At 70.3% G+C, this 21847-nt stretch carries 20 protein-coding genes; 17 read left to right on the top strand and 3 right to left on the bottom strand.

The features are described 5' to 3' along the window. Positions 1–6: 6 nt before the first annotated feature. Entirely contained in the window at positions 7–765 is a 759-nt protein-coding gene (locus tag AC1HIL_RS23560) for a hypothetical protein (protein ID WP_479670128.1), read from the bottom strand. Positions 766–902: 137 nt separating this feature from the next. On the opposite strand from AC1HIL_RS23560, the gene AC1HIL_RS23555 reads away from it, so the two are divergent. Both AC1HIL_RS23555 and AC1HIL_RS23550 read left to right on the top strand, forming a co-directional pair. Further along, a complete protein-coding gene (locus AC1HIL_RS23555) occupies positions 903–1280 on the top strand; it encodes a VanZ family protein (protein WP_412179530.1) in 378 nt (125 codons plus the stop codon). A gap of 242 nt (positions 1281–1522) precedes the next feature. Next, positions 1523–1807, top strand: a complete 285-nt coding sequence (locus AC1HIL_RS23550; protein ID WP_057595717.1) for a hypothetical protein — start codon at positions 1523–1525, stop codon at positions 1805–1807. A 63-nt stretch (positions 1808–1870) separates the two neighbouring features. On the opposite strand, the gene oxlT is transcribed toward AC1HIL_RS23550, so the two are convergent. Both oxlT and AC1HIL_RS23540 read right to left on the bottom strand, forming a co-directional pair. After that, on the bottom strand, positions 1871–3196 hold the full coding sequence (gene oxlT / locus AC1HIL_RS23545; protein ID WP_296727389.1) for an oxalate/formate MFS antiporter: 1326 nt from the start codon (positions 3194–3196) through the stop codon (positions 1871–1873). Positions 3197–3407: 211 nt separating this feature from the next. Beyond that, on the bottom strand, positions 3408–4232 hold the full coding sequence (locus AC1HIL_RS23540; RefSeq protein ID WP_057595715.1) for a ferritin-like domain-containing protein: 825 nt from the start codon (positions 4230–4232) through the stop codon (positions 3408–3410). A 266-nt stretch (positions 4233–4498) separates the two neighbouring features. Here AC1HIL_RS23540 and alaS point away from each other — a divergent pair, with 266 nt between their 5' ends. From alaS to AC1HIL_RS23465, 15 genes are all read left to right on the top strand, one after another. Next, positions 4499–7123 carry an alanine--tRNA ligase gene (alaS, locus tag AC1HIL_RS23535; RefSeq protein ID WP_479670127.1) on the top strand — a complete coding sequence of 875 codons (2625 nt, stop codon included), beginning with the start codon at positions 4499–4501 and terminating at the stop codon, positions 7121–7123. 19 nt (positions 7124–7142) lie between these two features. Then, entirely contained in the window at positions 7143–8159 is a 1017-nt protein-coding gene (locus AC1HIL_RS23530; protein ID WP_479670126.1) for a 2-dehydropantoate 2-reductase, read from the top strand. 52 nt (positions 8160–8211) lie between these two features. After that, a complete protein-coding gene (locus tag AC1HIL_RS23525; protein WP_479670125.1) occupies positions 8212–9468 on the top strand; it encodes a D-amino acid dehydrogenase in 1257 nt (418 codons plus the stop codon). 189 nt (positions 9469–9657) lie between these two features. After that, entirely contained in the window at positions 9658–10641 is a 984-nt protein-coding gene (locus AC1HIL_RS23520) for a Bug family tripartite tricarboxylate transporter substrate binding protein (protein WP_479670124.1), read from the top strand. Between the two features lie 7 nt (positions 10642–10648). Next, a complete protein-coding gene (locus tag AC1HIL_RS23515) occupies positions 10649–11464 on the top strand; it encodes an SDR family oxidoreductase (RefSeq protein WP_296785066.1) in 816 nt (271 codons plus the stop codon). Between the two features lie 33 nt (positions 11465–11497). Next, positions 11498–12046, top strand: a complete 549-nt coding sequence (locus AC1HIL_RS23510) for a cupin domain-containing protein (RefSeq protein WP_479670123.1) — start codon at positions 11498–11500, stop codon at positions 12044–12046. A gap of 11 nt (positions 12047–12057) precedes the next feature. Beyond that, positions 12058–12915: an alpha/beta fold hydrolase gene (locus AC1HIL_RS23505; RefSeq protein ID WP_479672435.1), complete on the top strand. Its 858-nt coding sequence runs from the start codon at positions 12058–12060 to the stop codon at positions 12913–12915. 39 nt (positions 12916–12954) lie between these two features. Continuing rightward, entirely contained in the window at positions 12955–13791 is an 837-nt protein-coding gene (locus AC1HIL_RS23500; RefSeq protein WP_057595708.1) for an IclR family transcriptional regulator, read from the top strand. A gap of 5 nt (positions 13792–13796) precedes the next feature. Beyond that, positions 13797–14630, top strand: a complete 834-nt coding sequence (locus tag AC1HIL_RS23495; protein WP_261207056.1) for an SDR family oxidoreductase — start codon at positions 13797–13799, stop codon at positions 14628–14630. Beyond that, positions 14623–16329 carry a thiamine pyrophosphate-binding protein gene (locus tag AC1HIL_RS23490; RefSeq protein WP_479670122.1) on the top strand — a complete coding sequence of 569 codons (1707 nt, stop codon included), beginning with the start codon at positions 14623–14625 and terminating at the stop codon, positions 16327–16329. Before AC1HIL_RS23495 ends, AC1HIL_RS23490 begins: the two co-directional genes overlap by 8 nt. A gap of 32 nt (positions 16330–16361) precedes the next feature. After that, complete coding sequence (locus AC1HIL_RS23485; RefSeq protein WP_479670121.1) at positions 16362–17159, top strand: aspartate dehydrogenase; 798 nt, start codon at positions 16362–16364, stop codon at positions 17157–17159. Positions 17160–17167: 8 nt separating this feature from the next. Next, positions 17168–18643, top strand: coding sequence for an aldehyde dehydrogenase (locus tag AC1HIL_RS23480; protein WP_479670120.1), 1476 nt, complete (start codon positions 17168–17170; stop codon positions 18641–18643). Between the two features lie 15 nt (positions 18644–18658). Then, positions 18659–19630, top strand: a complete 972-nt coding sequence (locus AC1HIL_RS23475) for a VOC family protein (RefSeq protein WP_479670119.1) — start codon at positions 18659–18661, stop codon at positions 19628–19630. A gap of 14 nt (positions 19631–19644) precedes the next feature. After that, positions 19645–20631, top strand: coding sequence for a Bug family tripartite tricarboxylate transporter substrate binding protein (locus tag AC1HIL_RS23470; RefSeq protein WP_479672434.1), 987 nt, complete (start codon positions 19645–19647; stop codon positions 20629–20631). A gap of 31 nt (positions 20632–20662) precedes the next feature. Further along, complete coding sequence (locus AC1HIL_RS23465) at positions 20663–21823, top strand: FAD-dependent monooxygenase (RefSeq protein WP_479670118.1); 1161 nt, start codon at positions 20663–20665, stop codon at positions 21821–21823. Positions 21824–21847: the final 24 nt, after the last annotated feature.

The following is a 21847-nucleotide window of genomic DNA, read 5'->3' as shown; positions in this document are numbered from 1 at the left end:
GTCTTGCTACTTCGCCCCGTTGACCAGCGTCTGCACCGTCGCACGCGAAATCGCTGCGATGTGGGCATCGATCGCCATCACCACCGGCTGGAACTCGGCCTTGCTCAACAGGTTGAAATCCTTCGGTTCCGCGAAGTCCTTGAGCTGTCGTACGCGTCCCGCCTGCAACGTCTTCAGCGGCTCGTAGGCCGAGAGCTCGATCGGCGGGGCGACGGCGAAGACCTTGGCCTCCATCGCGGGCACGGCGAAATAGCGCGTCGAACCGAGCATGCTGCGCGTGAAGAGTCCCGAATTGGCCATGTGGCTTTCGGCGCAGGGGCCACCGCTGCACTCCATGCGCGTCAGGGTGCGCTTGCCCTCGACGACGACGACCGCCGCGATCTGCTGTTCCTTGAGTTTCTGCGTTGCCCAGGCCTGGGCCGGATTGGCGCGCCAGCCGTCGTTCTGCGAGACGGCGAGCGCATTGACGCTGGTGGTGGCGTAGTTCGTGAGCCGCACGACCTGGAAGCCGGCTCGCTCGAGGTCGGCCGTGAAGATGTCGTAGGTCCGCGACGTGGGGTTCCACGGAAACTGGTGGCTCGTCGCGAAGTTGGTGAAGACGGTGGTGCCCACGTGCATGTGCTGCGCGGGCGCCGGCATGTTGACGAGCAGGCCGACCTTCGCGCCCCTGGGCAGCTTGCCGGCATCGGGTGGAACGGGGGGCGCGGTGGTGCAGCCCACGAGCGCGGTGGCAAGCATGGCCAGGGCCAGAAGCCGTTTCAGCATCGGTTGTCTCCTCGTGTTCTTCTTGTGGCGAATGCGCCCGGATGCGGGCACGCGCGATTCTGCGGGGACGCCGCGCGCGAGGGCAAGCCGCGGCTGTCGTGCGCGGCACAATCGAGGGCTTTGCTACAGGAGATGGCGTGAGCCGACCGGAGATCTTTTCGCATGCGGCCCTCGCCGGCCCGCGCAAGTGGCGCTGGCTGCTGGCCCTCACGATGCTCGCGGTGCTCGTGCTGAGCCTGCTGCCCCAGAACGTGCCGATGCCGACCACCGGTTGGGACAAGTCCAACCACCTGCTGGCCTTCGCGACGCTCGGCGGCCTGGGCTGCTGGTCATGGCCCGGGCGACTGCGTCTCGTGTTGCCGGCGCTGCTGGCCTATGGCGGATTGATCGAGGTGCTGCAGTCGTTCACGCCCGATCGCTCGGCGGAGTTCGAGGACCTGCTGGCGGACGCGATCGGGCTGCTGGTCGGCGCGGCCGTCGCCGCCTTCCTGGCGAAATGGCAACAGCGGATCTGAGGCCAAAAAAACACCCGCCGAAGCGGGTGAGGTGAGCATGTAGCTCAGGGGGAGGGAGGATTCGAGCGAAGTTTCCGATGAAAACAAAAGTTTAACGTCGGTACTTTCCCTGCCCTCATGCCGGGCACGATTCCGTGAACGATTCCCTCGTGTCTACGCCCGCGTGGCGCATGAGACTACAGACCGCCGCCGCCCGGCGGCCAAGGATGGCTCCATCGCATCACATCCGAAAGGAGCTTCCCATGATGTTCGACTTCCTTCGTTCGAGCCCGACCGCCTACCTGAAGCGCGCAGCCACGCTGCTCGAGGAGGCGCAGATGGCGCGCATCGAGCACCAGGCCGCGGCCGAGCACCACAGCGCGCTGGCGCGCATGTACGCCGAGCGGGTGCGGCGCCTCGAGAGCGAGCTCTACAGGCCGCAGCCCTCCAGCGGCGCGGATGCGCCCAAGGTGTCCGAGGAGCGCCCGCAACCTCAGCTCTACTCGCTCGATGCCGGCCGGCGTGCCGGTGCGACCTCGGCGAGCTGACACTGCCCGCAGACGACAAAACGGCCGCTGATGCGGCCGTTTTTCTTTGGGGCGGAAACGTCTTCAGTTGCGCGCGGCCGCCGCCGCGTTCGCGGCCTCGATGGTGCGCCGGCGCAGCGGCGCCAGTACCAGCTTGGCCGCGATGCCCGAGGCGATCGACACCACCGCGACCAGCAGGAACACGCGGTCCCAGTTGCCGCCCGCGGCCAGCACGGTGCCCAGCGGCACGAACAGCGAGGCGGTGCCCTTGGCCGTGTACATGGTGCCGGCGTTGCCGGCGGCGTTCTTGATGCCGAAGGTGTCGGCCACCAGCGCCGGGAAGATCGAGTAGATCTCGCCCCAGAACAGGAACACCAGCGCCGCGAAGGTCATGAAGGCCACCGGCTCGTGGCCGTACTGGCGCAGGCCCAGCAGGGCCAGGCCCTCGCCGATGAAGACGATCAGCATGGTGTTCTCGCGGCCGATCTTGTCCGACACGAAGCCGCACAGCGGCCGCGTGAAGCCGTTGGCCAGGTTGTCGATGGCCAGCGTCATGGTCAGCAGGGGCATCGACAGGCCGAGGAAGTGCATCGGCATCTTGTCGATGTGGTAGTCCTTGGCGATCGGGCCGATCTCGGCCGTGGCCATCAGGCCGCCCGCGGCCACCAGCACGAACAGCAGGTAGGTGAGCCAGAAGACCGGGGTCTTGACCATCGCGGCCGGCGTGTAGTCGACCTTGGTCATCACCAGGCGGGTCTGCGCGATCACGCCGCTGGGTACGAAGGGCTTCACCATGAACATCGACATCACGAAGATGCAGGCGCCCTGCAGGATGCCGAAGTACAGGAAGGTGTGCTCGTAGCCCGAGGTCTGGATCATGTTGGCGATCGGGATCACGGTGATCGCCGCGCCGGCGCCGAAGCCCGCGGCCGTGAGGCCCGCGGCCAGGCCGCGGCGGTCGGGGAACCACTTGAGCGCGTTGCCCACGCAGGTGCCGTAGACGCAGCCGGCGCCGATGCCCGAGATCACGGCCGCGGCGTAGAGCACCGGCAGGCTGTCGGCGTAGGCGTTGATGATCCAGCCGCAGGCCGCGAGGATCGCGCCGCCGGCGATCACCGGCCGCGGGCCGAAGCGGTCGACCAGCCAGCCTTCGATCGGCACCAGCCAGGTCTCGACCACGACGAAGACCGAGAACGCGATCTGGATCGCGGCCAGCCCCCAGTGGTGCTTGGCCTCCATCGGTGCGACGAACAGGGTCCAGCCGTACTGGACGTTGGCGATCATCGCCATGCAGACGATGCCCAGCGAGAGCTGGATCCAGCGCGTCGAGGGTTTGCGGGTGGTGGAGGAAGCCGAGGCGGCGCGCGGCGCGCTGCTGCTCTCCACGGCGATGGGCGAGGGAGTGGTCATGACGAACCTGTCCTTTGTCTCTGGGCGAGTCTGTAGTTATGGAAGGTGCTCGGAGCCTTCGCATGGAGGGCTTCCGAAACGGTTTCCACTGTCGGAGCGTTCGCCTCAAAAACTCTTGACGCGCGTCAATTTCATGCCGATGGCGGCATGCTCGTTGTCCCTTATTCGCTGTCGTGAATGGATGGCCGCGCGGGCCCGCATGCACCGCGCCTCAGCGCAGGAACACGTGCTGCATGAACTGCTGGATCGGGTACTGCACCACCGTCTGCACGCGCGCCGGCAGCTCGAGCGGACGCATCAGCATCTTGAGCGTGGCGCCCGGGCTCAGGTGGGTGCGGATGGTGCGGTTCATGGTGGCGCCGAGGCCGCGCACGTAGGCGGCATCGTCGGCGCGCTCGGGCGAGCGCGCGCGCACCACGTGGCGGATCGCGCAGTCGGCGTCCTCGCTCTTGAGTTCCAGCGTGCGCCGGCCGATGGTGCCGAGCACGCGGAAGCGGCCCAGCCCTTCCTGCTCGCGGTAGCGGCGGAAGAAGCGATAGAAGTGCTTGTAGTGGTTGACCTCGTCGGTCGCGATGCGGGTCGCGAGGTCGTGCAGCACGGGCTCGTCGGTGCTGCGCGCCATGGCCTTGTAGTAGGTGGCGGTGCCGGTCTCGACCACGCAGCGCGCGCTCATCTCGAGGCCGCGCGTGGGCGCCAGCAGCTCGACCTTGCAGTAGGTGGCGTACTCCTCGAGGAAGCCGCGGTAGGCCTGCTCCCAGGGAAACTCGGGCCAGACGTACTCGACGTAGGCGCGCAGCGCCTTGCCGTGCTGCAGTTCCTCCTGCTCCCACTGGGTGCTGAGCCAGGCGGTGACTTCCTCATCGCCACGAAAGAAATCGACCAGGTTGTGGGTGTAGAGGTCGGAACCGCTTTCGATGAAGGAGGCGGCGGCCACCAGGTAGAAGAGGTTCTCGTCGCTGCGCACCCTGTCGAGCGCGATGCGCGAGAAGTCGAGGTCTTCGATCGTCCAGTGCGCTTCCGCCTCGTGGCTTGCCATGCGTGTTCCTTGATTCATGTCCAGATGAATAGGAGGGGGCCGGCCGGTTTTGGTTCTCGTCGGTCCCCGGGTTCGCGTCAGGGCACATATTAGCCCCGCGCCAGGGAGCGTGCAGCGGGGGATTGCATCCGGCCGGGCCGCCCGGCGGGCGCCAAACCTATAATCGATTGTTCAAGCAAATCAAGCAGTTAGGCCGGTTCGCCGCAGTGGGTTCGACATGAGGGTCGCCATCGCCGCGCCGCCCTCGACAGAAGACGAATCCAAAGATGAGCCAGCCCACATTCACTGTCGCGGACATCCGCAAGACCTTTCTCGATTTCTTCGCCTCCAAGGGCCACACGGTGGTGGCCTCGAGCCCGCTGGTGCCGGGCAACGACCCGACGCTGATGTTCACCAACTCGGGCATGGTGCAGTTCAAGGACGTGTTCCTCGGCGAAGACAAGCGCCCCTACGTGCGCGCCGCCTCGGTCCAGGCCTGCCTGCGCGCCGGCGGCAAGCACAACGACCTCGAGAACGTGGGCTACACCGCGCGCCACCACACCTTCTTCGAGATGCTGGGCAACTGGAGCTTCGGCGACTACTTCAAGCGCGAATCGCTGCACTGGGGCTGGGAGCTGCTCACGCAGGTCTTCAAGCTGCCGCCCGAGCGCCTGCTGGCCACGGTCTACCACGAGGACGACGAGGCCTTCGACATCTGGACCAAGGAGATCGGCCTGCCGCCCGAGCGCGTGATCCGCATCGGCGACAACAAGGGCGGCAAGTACAAGTCCGACAACTTCTGGATGATGGCCGACACCGGCCCCTGCGGCCCGTGCTCCGAGATCTTCTACGACCACGGCCCGCACATCCCCGGCGGCCCCCCGGGCAGCCCGGAGGAAGACGGCGACCGCTTCATCGAGATCTGGAACCACGTGTTCATGCAGTTCGACATGCAGGACGACGGCAGCGTCGTCAAGCTGCCCGCGCCCTGCGTCGACACCGGCATGGGCCTGGAACGCCTGGCGGCGATCCTGCAGCACGTGCACAGCAACTACGAGATCGACATCTTCGACGCGCTGATCAAGGCCGCCGCGCGCGAGACAGGCGAGAAGGACCTCGCGAACAACTCGCTCAAGGTGATCGCCGACCACATCCGCGCCACCGCCTTCCTGGTGGCCGACGGCGTGATCCCCTCGAACGAAGGCCGCGGCTACGTGCAGCGGCGGATCATCCGCCGCGCGATCCGCCATGGCTACAAGCTGGGGCAGAAGAAGCCCTTCTTCCACAAGCTGGTGCCCGACCTGGCGCGCCTGATGGGCGAGGCCTATCCGAAGCTGGTGGCCGACGAGAAGCAGATCACCGACACGCTCAAGGCCGAGGAAGAGCGCTTCTTCGAGACGCTGGCGATCGGCATGGAAATCCTCGACGCGGCGCTGGCCGGCGGCGTGAAGACCCTGCCGGGCGACGTGGCCTTCAAGCTGCACGACACCTACGGCTTCCCGCTCGACCTGACGCAGGACGTCTGCCGCGAGCGCGACGTGCAGGTCGACGAGGCCGGCTTCAACGACGCGATGCGGCGCCAGAAGGAAGCCGGCCGCGCGGGCGGCAAGTTCAAGATGGAGCGCGCGGTCGAGTACAGCGGCGCGGGCAACGTCTTCACCGGCTACGAACACCTCGAGGAAGCGGCCAAGGTGCTGGCGCTGTACCTCGAAGGCTCGGCCGTGCAGGAACTCAAGGAAGGCCAGAGCGGCATCGTGGTGCTCGACACCACCCCGTTCTACGCCGAGAGCGGCGGCCAGGTCGGCGACCAGGGCTTCATCTCGGCCGAGGGCGTGCAGTTCGGCGTCGAGGACACGCTCAAGATCAAGGCCGACGTCTACGGCCACCACGGCACGCAGACCCAGGGCACGCTCAAGGTCGGCGACAGCGTCAAGGCCGCGGTCGACGGCGCGCGCCGCGCCGCCACCATGCGCAACCACTCGGTCACCCACCTGATGCACAAGGCGCTGCGCGAGGTGCTCGGCGGCCACGTGCAGCAGAAGGGCTCGCTGGTCGATGCCGACAAGACGCGCTTCGACTTCGCGCACAACGCACCGGTCACGCGCGAGCAGATCCTCGAGATCGAGCAGCGCGTGAATGCCGAGATCCTCGCCAACGCCGCCACGCAGGCGCGCGTGATGGACATGGAATCGGCCCAGAAGACCGGCGCGATGATGCTGTTCGGCGAGAAGTACGGCGAGACCGTGCGCGTGCTCGACATCGGCTCGAGCCGCGAGCTCTGCGGCGGCACGCACGTGGCACGCACCGGCGACATCGGCCTGTTCAAGATCGTGAGCGAAGGCGGCGTGGCCGCCGGCGTGCGCCGCGTGGAAGCCATCACCGGCGCCAATGCGCTGGCCTATCTGCAGGACCTCGAATCCACCGTGCACAGCGCGGCCGCCACGCTCAAGGCACCGGCCGCCGAGCTGCAGGGCCGGCTGGCCCAGGTGCTCGACCAGGTCAAGGCGCTCGAGCGCGAAGTCGGCTCGCTCAAGGGCAAGCTCGCCTCGTCCAAGGGCGACGAGCTGCTGGCGCAGGCCATCGAGGTCAAGGGCGTGAAGGTGCTGGCCGCCAAGCTCGACGGCGCCGATGCCAAGACGCTGCGCGACACCATGGACAAGCTCAAGGACAAGCTCAAGAGCGCCGCCATCGTGCTGGCCGCGGTCGACGGCGCCAAGGTGCAGCTCGCGGCCGGCGTCACGGCCGACGCGATGGGCAAGGTCAAGGCCGGCGAGCTCGTCAACTTCGTGGCCCAGCAGGTGGGCGGCAAGGGCGGCGGCAAGCCCGACCTGGCGATGGCCGGCGGCACCGATGCCGCCGCGCTGCCCGCGGCGCTGCAGTCGGTGCAGGCCTGGGTGAGCGAACGCCTCTGATCCCGCGGAAACCGTCGCGATGACCGACACGGTGCCCGGCGAAGTCCTCGTGATGGGCGCGGGCACCATCGGCTGCTTCGTCGGCGGCAGCCTCGCGGCGGCCGGCGTGCCGGTCACCTTCGTCGGTCGCCCGCGCGTCCTGCAGGCACTGGCCGCGCGGGGCCTGGCGCTGACCGATCTCGAGGGCCGCAAGCACCATCTGCCGGCCGAAGGCCTGCACCTGGTCGACCGGGTGCCCGGCGGCATCAAGCCCGCGCTGGTGCTGCTTGCCGTGAAGAGCGGTGCCACCGCCGAGGCCGCGGCCGAGCTGGCCTTCTCGCTGCCGGCGGGCACGCTGGTGGTCTCGCTGCAGAACGGGGTCTCGAATGCGGCGGTCGCGTCCGAGGCCGGTCCCACGCTCAACGTGGTGCCGGCGATGGTGCCCTACAACGTCGCCGAGCTCGGCCCCGGTGCCTTCCATCGCGGCACGCCGGGCCGGCTCGCGGCGCGCGACGACGAGGCGCTGCGGCCCTGGCTGCCGGTGTTCGAGCGCGCCGGCGTGCCGCTCGACCTGCACGCCGACCTGCGGCCGATCCAGTGGGGCAAGCTGCTGATCAACCTCAACAACCCGGTCAATGCGCTGTCGGGCCTGCCGCTGCGCGAGCAGCTGATGCAGCGCGGCTACCGGCGCTGCTTCGCGGCGCTCATGGACGAGGGCCTGCGCGTGCTGCGCCAGGCCGGCATCGCGCCGGCCCAGGTCACGGCCGTGCCGCCGCGCCGGCTGCCGGGCGTGCTGCGGCTGCCCGACTGGCTGTTCCGCATCGTCGCCGCGCGCATGCTGCGCATCGACGCCAAGGCGCGCTCGAGCATGGCCGACGACCTCGCGCTCGGCCGGCGCACCGAGATCGATGCGCTCAGCGGCGAGATCGTGCGGCTGGCCGAGGCCTGCGGCCTGGAGGCGCCGCGCAACGCGCGCATGGTCGAGCTGCTCGAGGCCTGGCCCGCGGCGCGGCAGCGCTTCTCGGCACGGCAGTTGCAAGACGCTTTGAAGCTGTAAGTCGGCCGCTGTACCCTCGCGGCATGCCGGCTTCGGCAGCGGGAGGTCTTCGATGCGGATCCTGGTCCTGGGCAGCGGTGTCATCGGCACCTCGGTGGCGTATTACCTGGCGCGCGACGGCCACGAGGTGACGGTGCTCGAGCGCCAGCCCGCGCCCGCGCTCGAAACCAGCTTCGCCAACGCGGGCGAGGTCTCGCCCGGCTATTCGGCGCCCTGGGCCGGGCCCGGCGTGCCGCGGAAGGCCGTCAAGTGGATGCTGATGCAGCACAGCCCGCTGGTCATCAAGCCGATGCTCGACCCGGCCATGTGGCGCTGGGGGCTCGCGATGCTGCGCAACTGCACGCAGGCGCGCTACGAGGTCAACAAGGCGCGCATGGTGCGGCTGGCCGAATACAGCCGCGACTGCCTGAAGGCGCTGCGCGCCGACACCGGCATCGCCTACGACGAGCGCATGCAGGGCACGCTGCAGCTGTTTCGCAGCCAGCAGCAGCTCGACGGCAGCGCCAAGGACGTCGAGGTGCTGAAGGCCTCGGGCGTGCCCTACCAGCTGCTCGACCGCGAGGGCTGCGTGCAATACGAGCCCGCGCTGGCCGCGGTGCGCGAGAAGTTCGTCGGCGGCCTGCGGCTGCCGGGCGACGAGACCGGCGACTGCTTCAAGTTCACGCAGGCGCTCGCGGTGCTGGCCGAGGGCCATGGCGCCAGCTTCCGCTTCGGCGTGAACATCGAGGCCATCGAGCACGACGGCGGCGGCGTGACCGCGGTGCGCACCGATGCCGGTCGCTTCGTCGCCGACCGCTACGTGCTTGCGCTCGGCAGCTACTCGCCCGCGCTCGCCAGGCCGCTGGGCATCGACCTGCCGGTGTACCCGGTCAAGGGTTTCTCGATCACGGTGCCGATCGCCGACCCGGCGGGGGCGCCCGAATCCACCGTGATGGACGAGACCTTCAAGGTCGCCGTCACCCGGCTCGGCGAGCGCATCCGCGTCGGCGGCACGGCCCAGCTCTCGGGCTTCGACCTGCGCCTCGATGCCGGCCGGCGCGATACGCTCGAGCACGTGGTGACCGATCTCTTTCCGCGCGGCGGCGACGTGGGCACGGCCAGCTTCTGGACCGGCCTGCGCCCGATGACGCCCGACGGCACGCCCGTGATCGGCGCCTGCCGCATTCCGAACCTGCTGCTGAGCACGGGCCACGGCACGCTGGGCTGGACCATGGCGGCCGGCACCGGCCGCGTGATGGCCGACCTGGTCGGCGGGCGTGTGCCCGCGATCGACATGGAAGGGCTGACGGTCGCGCGCTACGGCGGCTGAGCAGCGCTGCTTCGACGCCAGGGGCAGGGCGGTTCCGAGAGGAGCCGCCCTGTTTTTGCATGCGCAAAGCCGACTAGGGTTTCTACCTAGATATGAAGTTGTCCTGATCGTTATCCTTCGTGGCGTTCCATTAATAAATCGTTGTTTCATTAGTAAAACAAACAACGATCCACCCGGACCCACGAATTCATGCCCCTCACTCGCCGCCACGCCCTTGCCGCCGCCGTCTGCGCGGCCGCCGCCAGCGCCACCGGGTCCGCCTGGGCCGACGCCTATCCGGCCAAGCCGATCACGCTGGTGGTCGCCTACCCGGCCGGCGGCGACACCGACGCGCTCGCGCGGCTGTTCGCCGAGAAGCTCGCCACGCGCGTCGGCCAGCCGGTGCTGGTCGACAACCGGCCCGGCGCCAGCGGCATCATCGGCAGCGCCTTCGTGTCGAAGGCCGCGCCCGACGGCTACACGCTGCTGCTCGCGCCCAGCACCTTCTCGATCGCGCAGCTGGTGCTCAAGACCGGCGGCACCTCGGGCTACGACGTGCTCGCGGGCTTCACGCCGATCGTGCAGACCGGCAGCCAGCCGCTGTTCCTGGTAGCGGGTGCCGGCAGCGGCTTCGCGAGCCTGAAGGACGCGGTGGCCGCGGCCAGGCCGGCCAAGCCGCTCGGCTATGCGAGCCCGGGCAGCGGCTCGCCGATGCACATCCTCGGCGAGATGTTCGCGCGCGCCTCGGGCGCCAGCCTCGCGCACGTGCCCTACAAGGGCGTGGCGCCGGCGGTCAACGATGTGCTCGGCGGCCACGTGCCCGTCACCTTCATCACGCTGGGCCCGGTGGCGCCGTACTTCGCCAACGGCAAGCTGCGCGCGCTGGCCGTGGCCTCGGCCCAGCGCACGCCGCTCGCGCCCAACGTGCCCACGCTGGCCGAGCAGGGCTACAAGGACGTCGAGGTGACGGCCTGGAACGGCCTCTGGGGCCCGCGCAACCTGCCGCCGGAGATCGTGAAGACGCTCAACGGCCACTTCAACGAGATCCTGAAGATGCCCGAGATCGTCTCGCGCATGGCCGTGCTCGGCACCACGCCCGTGGGCGGCGAGGCCGAGGTGCTCGGCAAGACCAATGCCGCCGACTACGCGCGCTTCGGCAAGGTCATCAAGGAGCTCGGCATCCAGGCCGACTGAACCCGCCATGACCGAACTCAAGACCACCGCCGATCCCGCCAGCCTGCAGGCGCTGCTGGCCGAACTGCCGGCCAACCTGCTGGCCGGCCGCCGGGTGCTCGTCACCGGCGGCGCGCGCGGCCTCGGCCTCGCGTTCGCGCAGTGCATCGCCGCGGCCGGTGCCGGCGTGGTGCTGGCCGACATCCTCGGCGAGCAGGCCGAAAGCGAAGCGAAGGCGCTGCGCGACGCCGGCCGCCAGGCGCATGCGCTGGCCATCGACCTCGCGGACCCCGCCTCGATCGAGGCCGGCGCCGCCGAGGCGATCCGGCTGCTCGGCGGGCTCGACGGCCTGGTCAACAACGCCGCCATCACCAACTCGGGCGGCCGCGACGCGCACCAGCTCGAGATCGACATGTGGGACCGCGTGATGGCCGTCAACGTGCGCGGCAGCTGGCTCATGGGCCGCGCCTGCCGCGCGGCGCTGGCCGACAGCGGCCGCGGCGCCGTCGTCAACCTCGCCTCCGACACCGCGCTGTGGGGGGCGCCCAACCTGCTGGCCTATGCCTCGAGCAAGGGCGCGGTGATCTCCATGACGCGCTCGCTGGCGCGCGAATGGGGCGGCGACGGCATCACCGTCAACGCCGTGGCGCCCGGCCTCACGCTGGTCGAGGCCACCGAGTACGTGCCGATGGCGCGCCACCAGAAATACCTCGAGGGCCGCGCCATCCCGCGCGAACAGCAGGCGGCCGACGTCTGCGGCGCCACCGTGTTCCTGCTCTCCGGCCTCGCGCGCTTCGTGACCGGCCAGCTGCTGGCCGTGAACGGCGGCTTCGCGATGCACTGAATCCCTTCCTCTTCGACCCAGGAGTCCCACACCATGAGCGATCTGTCCGAACAGCAAAAGATCAACGATGCCGGCGGCAACAGCCTGGCGCAACCCGCGGGCAGCAGCCTCGCCGAGTGGATGGACAGCCGCATCGCGCGCTATTCGACCCGCAAGTACGACTGGGACGCGCTGAAGTTCCAGGCCGATTTCGATCCCAAGTTCCGCCGCGCCCAGATGCGCTACGTGGGCACGGGCGGCACCGGCGTCGCCAAGGACGTCAACACCGTGCCGGCCGAGCACTTCACCTTCTCGACCATGGTGATCCCGGCCGGCCACGAAGGCCCGCCGCACCTGCACACCGACGTGGAGGAAGTGTTCTTCCTGATCCGCGGCAAGCTCAAGGTGGTGATCGAGAAGGACGGCGAGCGCTTCGAGACCATCATGACCGACCGCGACCTGATCTCGGTGCCGCCCGGCGTCTACCGCGAGGAGATCAACATCGGCGACGAGGACGCGCTGATGTGCGTGATGCTCGGCGCCAAGAAGCCGGTGACGCCGACCTATCCGGCCGACCATCCGCTGGCCAGGATCAAGCGTTGAGCACGGCGGCCATGCAGACCATCGACATCCAGGCCTCGATGCCGCCCGCCGCCGAGCTGGCGCGGCTCGATGCGCGCTTCGCGGCCCGCGAGGTCGCGGTCGCGGGCGGTGCCGTGGTGTCGGTGCGCGAACGCGGGCAGGGCCCGGCGATCGTCTGCCTGCATGGCATCGGCTCGGGCGCGGCCTCGTGGCTCGAGGTCGCCGAGCTGCTCGCACCCGAGGCGCGCCTGATCGCCTGGGACGCCCCCGGCTACGGCGCATCGACGCCGCTCGAGGCCGATGCACCGGCGGCCGCCGACTACGCGGCGCGCCTGGGCGCCTTGCTCGATGCGTTGCGCATCGAGTCCTGCGTGCTGCTCGGCCATTCGCTCGGCGCGATCGTTGCCGCCGCGGCCGCGCGCCGCGATGCGCGCATCCGCCGGCTGCTGCTGGTCAGCCCCGCGATCGGCTACGGCGCCGCGCAGCGCGCGGAGGCGCGCGCCAAGGTGCGCGCCGAACGGCTCGCCACGCTCGAGCAGCTCGGCATCGCCGGCATGGCCGCGCGGCGCGCGGGCCGGCTGGTGTCCGACCAGGCCGGCGAGGCCGCGCGCCAATGGGTGCGCTGGAACATGGCACGCCTCAACGACCGCGGCTACCGCCAGGCCGTCGAGCTGCTGTGCAACGCCGACCTGCTGGCCGAGCTGCCGCCGCCGATGCCGGTGCGCGTGGCCTGCGGCGCGCTCGATGCCGTCACGCCGCCCGCGGCCTGCGAGGAAGTGGCGCGGCGCTGCGGCGTGGCGCTCGAATTGGTGGACGATGCGGGCCACGCCGGCTACGTGGAGCAACCGCGGGCCGTCGCCGCGCTGCTGCGCGAATCGCTCGCGCACTGAGCGCCATCACCCCCTATCCAACCAAGGAAATCAAGAGACATGGCCACCAACGACACCGACGCGATGGAAGAGGGCGCGGACCGCTACAACGTGCCCGCGCTCGAGCGCGGATTGCGCGTGCTGTGCGAGTTCAGCCGCGAGAGCCGCACGCTCTCGGCGCCCGAGCTGGCGCGCCGCTTCGACCTGCCGCGCTCGACCGTGTTCCGCCTGCTCACCACGCTCGAGAACATGGGCTTCCTCGAGCGCGCCGAGGGCGGGCGCGACTACCGCCTGGGCCTGGCCGTGCTGCGCCTGGGCTTCGAATACCTGGCCTCGCTCGAGCTCACGCAGCTCGGCACGCCGCTGCTCAACCGCCTCTGCGAGGAGCTGCGCACGCCCTGCAACCTGGTGGTGCGCGACGGCCGCTCGATCGTCTACGTCGCCAAGGTCGCGCCGCCCACGCCCTTCGCGAGCTCGGTCACCGTGGGCACGCGGCTGCCGGCCCATGCCACGGTGCTGGGCCGCATCCTGCTGGAGGACCTGACCCTGCCGCAACTGCGCGCCCTCTATCCCGAGGACAAGCTCGAGACCTTCTCGCCGAGCACGCCGAAGACCGTCAACGAGCTGTTCGACATGGTGCAGGCCGACCGCCAGCGCGGCTATGTGCTCGGCGAGGGCTTCTTCGAGTCGAACATTTCGACCATCGCCGCGCCGGTGCGCGACCACGGCGGCCACATCGTGGCGGCACTGGGCGCCACCATCACCTCGGGCCACATCGACGAGAGCCGCATGGACGAGATGGTGCAGCGCGTGCGCGGCACGGCCGACGAGATCTCGGGCCTGCTCAACTATTCGCCCGCGCGCGCCGCCAAGGTGGTGCCGCTGCGCAGCGCCTGAGACCCATGGCTGCTTCCTCTTCTTCCTTCTTCGCCGCCGATGCACTGGCCGGCCGCGTGGCCGTGGTCACGGGCGGTTCGTCGGGCATCGGCCTGGCCACGGTCGAGCTGCTGCTGGCCTGCGGTGCCGCGGTCGCGCTGTGCGGCCGCGATGCCGAGCGGCTCGATGGCGCCGTGGCCGGCCTGCGCGCGCGCTTTCCCGAGGCGCGGCTGTTCGCGCAGCCCTGCGACGTGCTCGATGCCGCCGCGGTGCGCGCCTTCGCGGCCGCCAGCGAGGCCGCGCTCGGCCCGGCCTCGATGCTGGTCAACAACGCGGGGCAGGGCCGGGTCTCGACCTTCGCCGACACCGACGACGAGGCGTGGACGCAGGAGCTGCACCTGAAGTTCTTCTCGGTGATCCATCCCACGCGCGCCTTCCTGCCGCAGCTCGCGGCGCAGCGCGCCGTGCTTGGCGACGCCGCCATCGTCTGCGCCAACTCGCTGCTGGCGCGCCAGCCCGAGCCGCACATGGTCGCGACCTCGGCCGCGCGCGCTGGCCTGCTGAACCTGGTGCGCTCGATGGCGACCGAGTTCGCGCCGCAGGGCGTGCGCGTCAACGGCATCCTGATCGGCCTGGTCGAGTCGGGCCAGTGGCGCCGCCGCTTCGAGGCGCGCGAAGACAAGTCGCTGGACTGGGCCGCCTGGAGCGGCCAGCTCGCGAAGACCAAACACATCCCGCTGGGTCGCCTGGGGCTTCCGACCGAAGCCGCGCGCGCGATTCTTTTCCTGGCCTCGCCACTCGCGTCGTACACGACCGGCAGCCATATCGACATCTCCGGAGGCCACTCCCGCCATGCATAACCCCCAGAACAACAACAGCCCCGTGACCGTGGGCGCGGTCGTCGCCGCCTTCCTCGAGCAGTGCGGCGTCAAGGCCGCCTTCGGCGTGATCTCGATCCACAACATGCCGATCCTCGATGCCTTCGCGCAGCGCGGCACGATCCGCTTCGTCTCGGCGCGCGGCGAGGCCGGCGCGGGCAACATGGCCGACGCCTATGCACGCTCCACCGCGAGCCTGGGCGTGTGCATCACCAGCACCGGTCCGGCCGCGGGCAACATCGCGGGCAGCCTGGTCGAGGCGCTGACCGCCGGCGCGCCGCTGCTGCACATCACCGGCCAGATCGAGACGCCCTACCTCGACAAGGGCATGTCGTACATCCACGAGGCGCCCGACCAGCTCACCATGCTCAAGGCGGTGTCGAAGGCGGCGCTGCGCGTGCGCAGCGTCGAGACCGTGCTCGGCACGCTCAAGCGCGCGGTGCAGCTCGCGCTGACCGCGCCCACCGGCCCGGTCAGCGTGGAGATCCCGATCGACATCCAGTCGGCGCTGACCACCATGCCGGCCGACCTGTCGCCGCTGCCCATCGAGCGGCCCGTGCCCTCGGCTGCCGGGCTCGATGCGCTGGCCGCGCGGCTCGCCGCCGCGAAGCGTCCGCTGCTGTGGATCGGCGGCGGCGCGCGCCATGCCCGCGCCGCGATCCAGCGGCTGCAGAAGCTGGGCTTCGGCGTGGTCACGACCACGCAGGGCCGCGGCACCGTGCCCGAGGACGATGCCGGCTCGCTCGGCGCCTACAACATCCAGAAGCCGGTCGAGGCCTTCTACCAGAGCTGCGATGCGCTGCTGGTCGTCGGCTCGCGGCTGCGCGGCAACGAGACGCTCAAGTACGAACTCAAGCTGCCGCGCCCGCTCTACCGCATCGATGCCGACGCGGCCGCCGAGGGCCGCTGCTATGCCTCCGAGGCCTTCGTCTGCGGCGACTCGGCGCTCGCGCTCGAGGGCCTGGCCGATCGCCTCGAGGCGGCCGGCTACCGCGCCGACCCGCAACTGCTGGTCGACCTGCGCGCCGCGCACGAGCAGGCGGTGGCCACGCTGCGCGACGGCCTCGGCCCCTATGCCGAACTCGTGCGCCGCCTGCAGTCGGCGGCCGGCCGCCAGTTCAACTGGGTGCGCGACGTGACGGTCTCCAACAGCACCTGGGGCAACCGCGAGCTGCGTATCTTCGAGCCGAGCGCCGGCGTGCATGCCACGGGCGGCGGCATCGGGCAGGGCATGCCGATGGCGATCGGCGCGGCCATCGGTGCCGCGGTCACCGGTTCGGGCCGCAAGACCTTCTGCCTGGCCGGCGACGGCGGCTTCATCCTCAACCTCGGCGAGCTGGCCTGCATGGTGCAGGAGAAGGCGCCGATGGCCATCGTGCTGATGAACGACCAGAGCTACGGCGTGATCAAGAACATCCAGGACGCGCAGTACGGCGGCCGCCAGTGCTATGCCGAGCTGCACACGCCCGACTACGAACTGCTGTGCCGGTCGATCGCGCTGCCGCATGCGCGCGTGAAGGACCTGGCCGAGCTGCCGGCGCGCCTGGACGAGGTGCTGTCCACCGACGGCCCCTTCCTGCTCGAGATCGACATGCTATCGATCGGCGGCTTCAAGACCAGCTTCGCGGGCCCGCCGACCAACACGGTCACGCAGATTCCCGCGCTCGGCACGGCCAAGTGACAGTAGAAGTGACAGCGAGCGAGGCCCGATCCATGACCGCCCCCACGCGCATCGCCCTGGTCGGCTGCGGCGCCATCGGCACCGCGGTGCTCGAACTGCTGCGCGACGACCCGGCCCTGAAGGTGACGACCGTCGTCGTGCCCGCCGACGGCGCCGACGCCGCGCGCCAGGCCGCGCCCGGCGCGCAGGTGCTCGCCGCGGTGCCGGCCGAAGGCATCGACCTCGTGGTCGAGACCGCGGGCCATGCGGCCATCGAGCAGCACGTGCTGCCCGCGCTGGAACGCGGCACGCCCTGCGTGGTCGCCTCGGTGGGCGCGCTGTCGGCGGCAGGCTTCGCCGAACGGCTCGAGGCCGCGGCGGTCGCGGGCCGCACCCAGGTGCAGCTGATCCCGGGCGCCATCGGCGCGATCGACGCGCTGGCCGCGGCCCGCATCGGCGGCCTGGCCAGCGTGCGCTACACCGGCCGCAAGCCGCCGAAGGCCTGGAAGGGCACGCCGGCCGAGCAGGGCCGCGACCTCGATGCGCTGGCGCAGGCCACCGTCATCTTCGAGGGCAGCGCGCGCGAGGCGGCCTTGCTCTATCCGAAGAACGCCAACGTGGCGGCCACGGTCTCGCTCGCGGGGCTGGGGCTCGACCTCACGCAGGTGCGGCTGATCGCCGACCCGACCACGGCCGAGAACGTGCACACCGTCGAAGCCGAGGGCGCCTTCGGCAGCTTCGAGCTGACCATGCGCAACAAGCCGCTCGCGGCCAATCCCAAGACCTCCGCGCTGACCGTCTACAGCGCCGTGCGCGCGCTGCGCAACCGCGTCGCGGCGCTCGCCATCTGAGCCACCCCATGATTTCTTCCGAACTTCTTCCGATCTGCATCGCCGGCGAATGGCGCCTGGGCGGCGGCGACGTCTACGAAAGCCTGTACCCGGCCACCGGCGAACCGATCGCGCGCCTGCGCGCCGCGAGCCTGGCCGACGTCGAGGAGGCCATCGCGGGCGCCGACCGGGCCTTCCGCACCAGCGGCTGGGCCCAGCGCCTGCCGCACGAGCGCGCCACCGTGCTGCACCGCGTGGCGCAGCTGATCCGCGACGAGGCCGAGTCGCTGGCGCAGAAGCAGCGCCTCGACAACGGCAAGCCGATCAACGAGACGCGCAACCTCGTGGCCAGCGCCGCGGGCACCTTCCAGTTCTTCGCGGCCGCGCTCGAGACGCTCGAGGAAAGCATCACCCCGTCGCGCGGCGCCTTCGTCACGATGAGCGTGCACGAGCCCATGGGCGTGGTCGCGGCGATCACGCCGTGGAACTCGCCGATCGCGAGCGAGGCGCAGAAGCTCGCGCCCGCGCTGGCGGCCGGCAACGCCGTGGTGGTGAAGCCCGCCGAGGTCACGCCGCTGATGGCGCTCGAACTGGCGCGCATCTGCGAACAGGCCGGCGTGCCCAGGGGCATCGTCAGCGTGCTGCCGGGCCGGGGCTCGGTGATCGGCGATGCGATCACCAGGCATCCGCTGGTCAAGCGCGTGTCCTTCACCGGCGGCACCACCACCGGCCGCCACATCGCCCACATCGCGGCCGACAAGATGATGCCGGTGTCGCTCGAGCTCGGCGGCAAGTCGCCGACCATGGTGCTCGAGGACGCGGACCTCGACCATGCGGTCAACGGCGTGCTCTACGGCATCTTCAGCTCGTCGGGCGAATCGTGCATCGCGGGCTCGCGGCTGTTCGTGGCGCGCGGCATCTACGACGAGTTCCTCACGCGGCTGGCCGAGGGCGCGAACGCGCTGCGCGTGGGCGACCCGGCCTCGGAGCGCACGCAGATGGGCCCGCTGATCACGGCGAAGCACCGCGAGGGCATCGAGCGCTACGTGGAACTCGGCGTGTCCGAGGGCGGCCGCATCCGCACCGGCGGCGTGCGCCCGCAGGGCGCGGGCTACGACAGCGGCTACTTCTACCGGCCGACCATCATCGAAGGCCTGGACAACCACGCGCGCACCAGCCAGGAGGAGATCTTCGGCCCGGTGCTGGTCGCGATGCCCTTCGACGACGAGGCCTCGCTGATCGCGCAGGCCAACGACAGCGTCTATGCGCTGGCCGCGGGCGTGTGGAGCCGCGACTTCAAGCGCGCCTGGAAGCTCGGCCGCGCGGTGCAGGCCGGCACGGTCTGGGTCAACACCTACAAGCAGTTCTCGGTCTCCACCCCCTTCGGCGGCTGGCGCGACAGCGGCCTGGGCCGCGAGAAGGGCCGCGAAGGCATCTTCCAGTACATGGAGCAGAAGAGCATGTACTGGGGCACCAACGAACAACCGCTCGCGTGGGCGAACTGAACAGAGGGCCACACCATGAGCGTTCTAGGCATCGACCAGATCACCTACGGGGCGGACGACCTGCCCACCTGCCGCCGCTTCTTCGAGGACTGGGGCCTCGCGCTGAAGTCCGAGGCGCCTGGCGAACTCGTCTTCGAGTGCCTCAACGGCTGCCGGGTCGTCGTCGCGGCGTTGGACGACGCGAACCTGCCGCCCGCGATGGAGGAGGGCTCGACCCTGCGCGAAGTGGTGTGGGGCGTGGAGAGCGAGGCCGACCTCGAGCGCTACGCCGCCGCGATCGCGAACGATCCGGGCTTCCTCGACGCCAGCATCGACGGCGCGCGCCGCATCGGCTGCATCGATCCCAACGGCCTGGCCGTGCGCCTGCAGGTCAGCCGCAAGCATGCCGTCGAGGTCGACTGCGGCGCGATGAACACCTGGAACGCCAAGCCGCGCCTCAACCAGCCGGCACCGATCTACGAGCGCGCCACGCCGATCGAGGTCGGCCATGTGGTGTTCTTCGTCAATGACGTGAAGGCCACGAGCGCCTTCTATGCCGAGCGCTTCGGCTTCGTCGGCTCCGACAGCTATCCGAACCGCGGCGCCTTCATGCGCTGCGCGCCCGAAGGCGGCCACCACGACCTGTTCCTGCTGCAGATCCCCTCGGGCAAGCGCGGGCTCAACCACGTGGCCTTCACGGTGCGCGACATCCACGAGGTGTTCGGCGGCGGGCTGCACTTCTCGCGCCAGGGCTGGGACACGCAGCTCGGCCCGGGCCGGCACCCGGTCTCCTCGGCCTACTTCTGGTATTTCAAAAACCCGGCCGGCGGCCTGATCGAGTACTACGCCGACGAGGACCAGCTCACGGCCGACTGGCAGCCGCGCGAGTTCGAGCCGGGGCCGACGGTGTTCGCCGAATGGGCGGTCGATGGCGGCCTCGACGGCCACACGCGGCGCCAGAAGAACGCGGAGGGGCCGAAGGGCGCCTTCCTCACCGAGAAGAAATGACGGTTCCGATCACCATGCAACGACGCTTCTCCCTCTCCCTCCTGTTCGCGGCGCTGGCCGCCATCGCCTTGCCCGCGAGCGCGCAAAGCGATGTGCACAAGCAACTGGCCGCCGAGCGCTTCACCATCGTCTCGCCGTTCCCGCCGGGCGGGCCGGTCGACACGCTGGCGCGCGTGCTGTCCGACGGACTCGCCAGGCGCTATGGGCAAGCGGCCGTGGTCGACAACCAGGTCGGCGCGGCCGGCAACATCGGCATGGAGAAGGTCAAGCGCGCCAAGGGCGACGGCCACACGCTGCTGGTGATCCCGGCCGGCAACGTCACGATCAATCCCACGCTGATGCCGAACTTCCCGTTCGACATGCAGAAGGACTTCGTGCCGATCACCATGCTGGCCAAGGCGCCCAACGTGCTGGTGGCATCGCCGGCCTCGGGCATCAAGAGCGTGAAGGAGCTGGTGGCGCAGGCCAAGGCCAAGCCCGGCACGCTGTCGTATGCCTCGCCCGGCGTGGGCAGCGGGCTGCACCTGGCGGGCGAGCTGTTCAAGCAGCAGGCCGGCATCGACCTGCTGCATGTGCCCTACAAGGGCACGCCGCCCGCGCTCAACGACGTGCTCGGTGGCTCGGTGCCGCTGATGTTCAGCAACCTGCCCGCGACCCTGCCGTTCATCGGCAACGGCAAGCTGATCGCGCTCGGTGTGACCGAGGCCGTGCGCAGCCCCGCCGCGCCCGACATCCCCACCCTGGCGGAGCAGGGCATCCAGGGCGTGGCCGTGACCTCCTGGTACGGCCTGATGGCGCCGCGCGGCACGCCGGCGGCGGTGGTCGACCAGCTCGCGAAGGACGCGGCCGAGATGCTGGCCCAGCCCGAGGTGCGCGAGCGCCTGAAGGCGCAGGGCATGACCGGTGCCGCGATGAAGCCGGCCGAGTTCGCCGCCCACATCCGCGACGAGACGGCCGTCTGGGCCCGCATCGTCAAGGCACGAAACATCGTGGCCGAGTGAGCCGCGAACAAGAAGGAAGAGACACACACCCATGAACACCAGCGAATCCACCATCGGCATCGTCGGCGCCGGCATCGGCGGCCTGGCCGCCGCCATCGCGCTGCGCCGCGCCGGCCACGACGTGGTCGTGTTCGAGCAGGCGAAGCAGTTCGCGCGCGTCGGCGCCGACATCAACCTCACGCCCAACGCGGTGCGCGCGCTCGACGGCCTCGGCGTCGGCGAGGCGGCCCGCGTGACCGCGGCGCGGCCCTCGCACCGCATCAGCCGCACCTACGACAGCGGCGCGGAGACCTCGCGCCTCGAGATGGCCGAATCGGCCGAGGCACGCTACGGCGCGCCGCAGCTCACGATCCACCGCGCCGACCTGCTGGCCGCGCTGGCCCAGATGTTCCCGGCCGAGCGCGTCGCATTGGCCCGACGCGCCGAGCGCATCGCGGCCGACGAGGGCGGCGTGACGATCTCCTTCACCGATGGCAGCGAGGCCCGCGTGGGCGCGCTGATCGGCGCCGACGGCATCCACTCCTGCGTGCGCAACGCGATGTTCGGCGCCGAGAGTCCGCGCTTCACCGGCATCGTGGCCTACCGCGCCGTGGTGAGCGCTGAGCGCGTGGCCGGCCTGCCGAACCTCGGCGCCTTCACCAAGTGGTGGGGGCCGAATCCGCAGAGCCAGATCGTCACCTTCCCGCTCAACCGCGGCCGCGACATCTTCATCTTCGCGACCACGCCGCAGGACAGCTGGCAGCTCGAGTCCTGGACCGCGCCCGGCGACGTGGACGAGCTGCGCGCCCAGTACACGGCCTACCACCCCGAGGCGCGCGCGCTGCTCGACGCTTGCGACACGGTGCTCAAGACCGCGCTCTACGAACGCGACCCGATGCCCGCCTGGGCGCGCGGCCGCATGGCGCTGATCGGCGATGCCGCGCATCCGATGCTGCCGTTCATGGCGCAGGGCGCCGGCATGGCGATCGAGGACGCGGTGGTGCTCGCGCGCCATCTCGAGGGCGTGGCGATGGACGGCATCGCCGCCGCGCTGGCCGACTTCGAGACCGCCCGCATCGAGCGCGCGAGCCAGGTGCAGCTCGGCTCGCGCGGCAACAACTGGCTGCGCGAGGGCGGCAACGCCGACTGGGTCTACGGCTACGACGCCTGGACCGCGCCGCTGGCCACGCCCGCGATGGCCGCGACCGTTTGAAGAATTCCACCTCACCCACGGAGG

The sequence above is a fragment of the Variovorax sp. ISS6 genome (assembly GCF_056523145.1).
Note: the sequence above shows the minus strand (reverse complement) of the source record. Positions and strands in the feature narration are given on the sequence as shown.

Bases quoted from the DNA above. Each gene is read 5' to 3' on its own strand.
- AC1HIL_RS23560 (WP_479670128.1), bottom strand. From the start codon at position 765: ATGCTGAAACGGCTTCTGGCCCTGGCCATGCTTGCCACCGCGCTCGTG.
- AC1HIL_RS23550 (WP_057595717.1), top strand. From the start codon at position 1,523: ATGATGTTCGACTTCCTTCGTTCGAGCCCGACCGCCTACCTGAAGCGC.
- oxlT (WP_296727389.1), bottom strand. From the start codon at position 3,196: ATGACCACTCCCTCGCCCATCGCCGTGGAGAGCAGCAGCGCGCCGCGC.
- AC1HIL_RS23540 (WP_057595715.1), bottom strand. From the start codon at position 4,232: ATGGCAAGCCACGAGGCGGAAGCGCACTGGACGATCGAAGACCTCGAC.
- alaS (WP_479670127.1), top strand. From the start codon at position 4,499: ATGAGCCAGCCCACATTCACTGTCGCGGACATCCGCAAGACCTTTCTC.
- AC1HIL_RS23530 (WP_479670126.1), top strand. From the start codon at position 7,143: ATGACCGACACGGTGCCCGGCGAAGTCCTCGTGATGGGCGCGGGCACC.
- AC1HIL_RS23525 (WP_479670125.1), top strand. From the start codon at position 8,212: ATGCGGATCCTGGTCCTGGGCAGCGGTGTCATCGGCACCTCGGTGGCG.
- AC1HIL_RS23520 (WP_479670124.1), top strand. From the start codon at position 9,658: ATGCCCCTCACTCGCCGCCACGCCCTTGCCGCCGCCGTCTGCGCGGCC.
- AC1HIL_RS23515 (WP_296785066.1), top strand. From the start codon at position 10,649: ATGACCGAACTCAAGACCACCGCCGATCCCGCCAGCCTGCAGGCGCTG.
- AC1HIL_RS23510 (WP_479670123.1), top strand. From the start codon at position 11,498: ATGAGCGATCTGTCCGAACAGCAAAAGATCAACGATGCCGGCGGCAAC.
- AC1HIL_RS23505 (WP_479672435.1), top strand. From the start codon at position 12,058: ATGCAGACCATCGACATCCAGGCCTCGATGCCGCCCGCCGCCGAGCTG.
- AC1HIL_RS23500 (WP_057595708.1), top strand. From the start codon at position 12,955: ATGGCCACCAACGACACCGACGCGATGGAAGAGGGCGCGGACCGCTAC.
- AC1HIL_RS23495 (WP_261207056.1), top strand. From the start codon at position 13,797: ATGGCTGCTTCCTCTTCTTCCTTCTTCGCCGCCGATGCACTGGCCGGC.
- AC1HIL_RS23490 (WP_479670122.1), top strand. From the start codon at position 14,623: ATGCATAACCCCCAGAACAACAACAGCCCCGTGACCGTGGGCGCGGTC.
- AC1HIL_RS23485 (WP_479670121.1), top strand. From the start codon at position 16,362: ATGACCGCCCCCACGCGCATCGCCCTGGTCGGCTGCGGCGCCATCGGC.
- AC1HIL_RS23480 (WP_479670120.1), top strand. From the start codon at position 17,168: ATGATTTCTTCCGAACTTCTTCCGATCTGCATCGCCGGCGAATGGCGC.
- AC1HIL_RS23475 (WP_479670119.1), top strand. From the start codon at position 18,659: ATGAGCGTTCTAGGCATCGACCAGATCACCTACGGGGCGGACGACCTG.
- AC1HIL_RS23470 (WP_479672434.1), top strand. From the start codon at position 19,645: ATGCAACGACGCTTCTCCCTCTCCCTCCTGTTCGCGGCGCTGGCCGCC.
- AC1HIL_RS23465 (WP_479670118.1), top strand. From the start codon at position 20,663: ATGAACACCAGCGAATCCACCATCGGCATCGTCGGCGCCGGCATCGGC.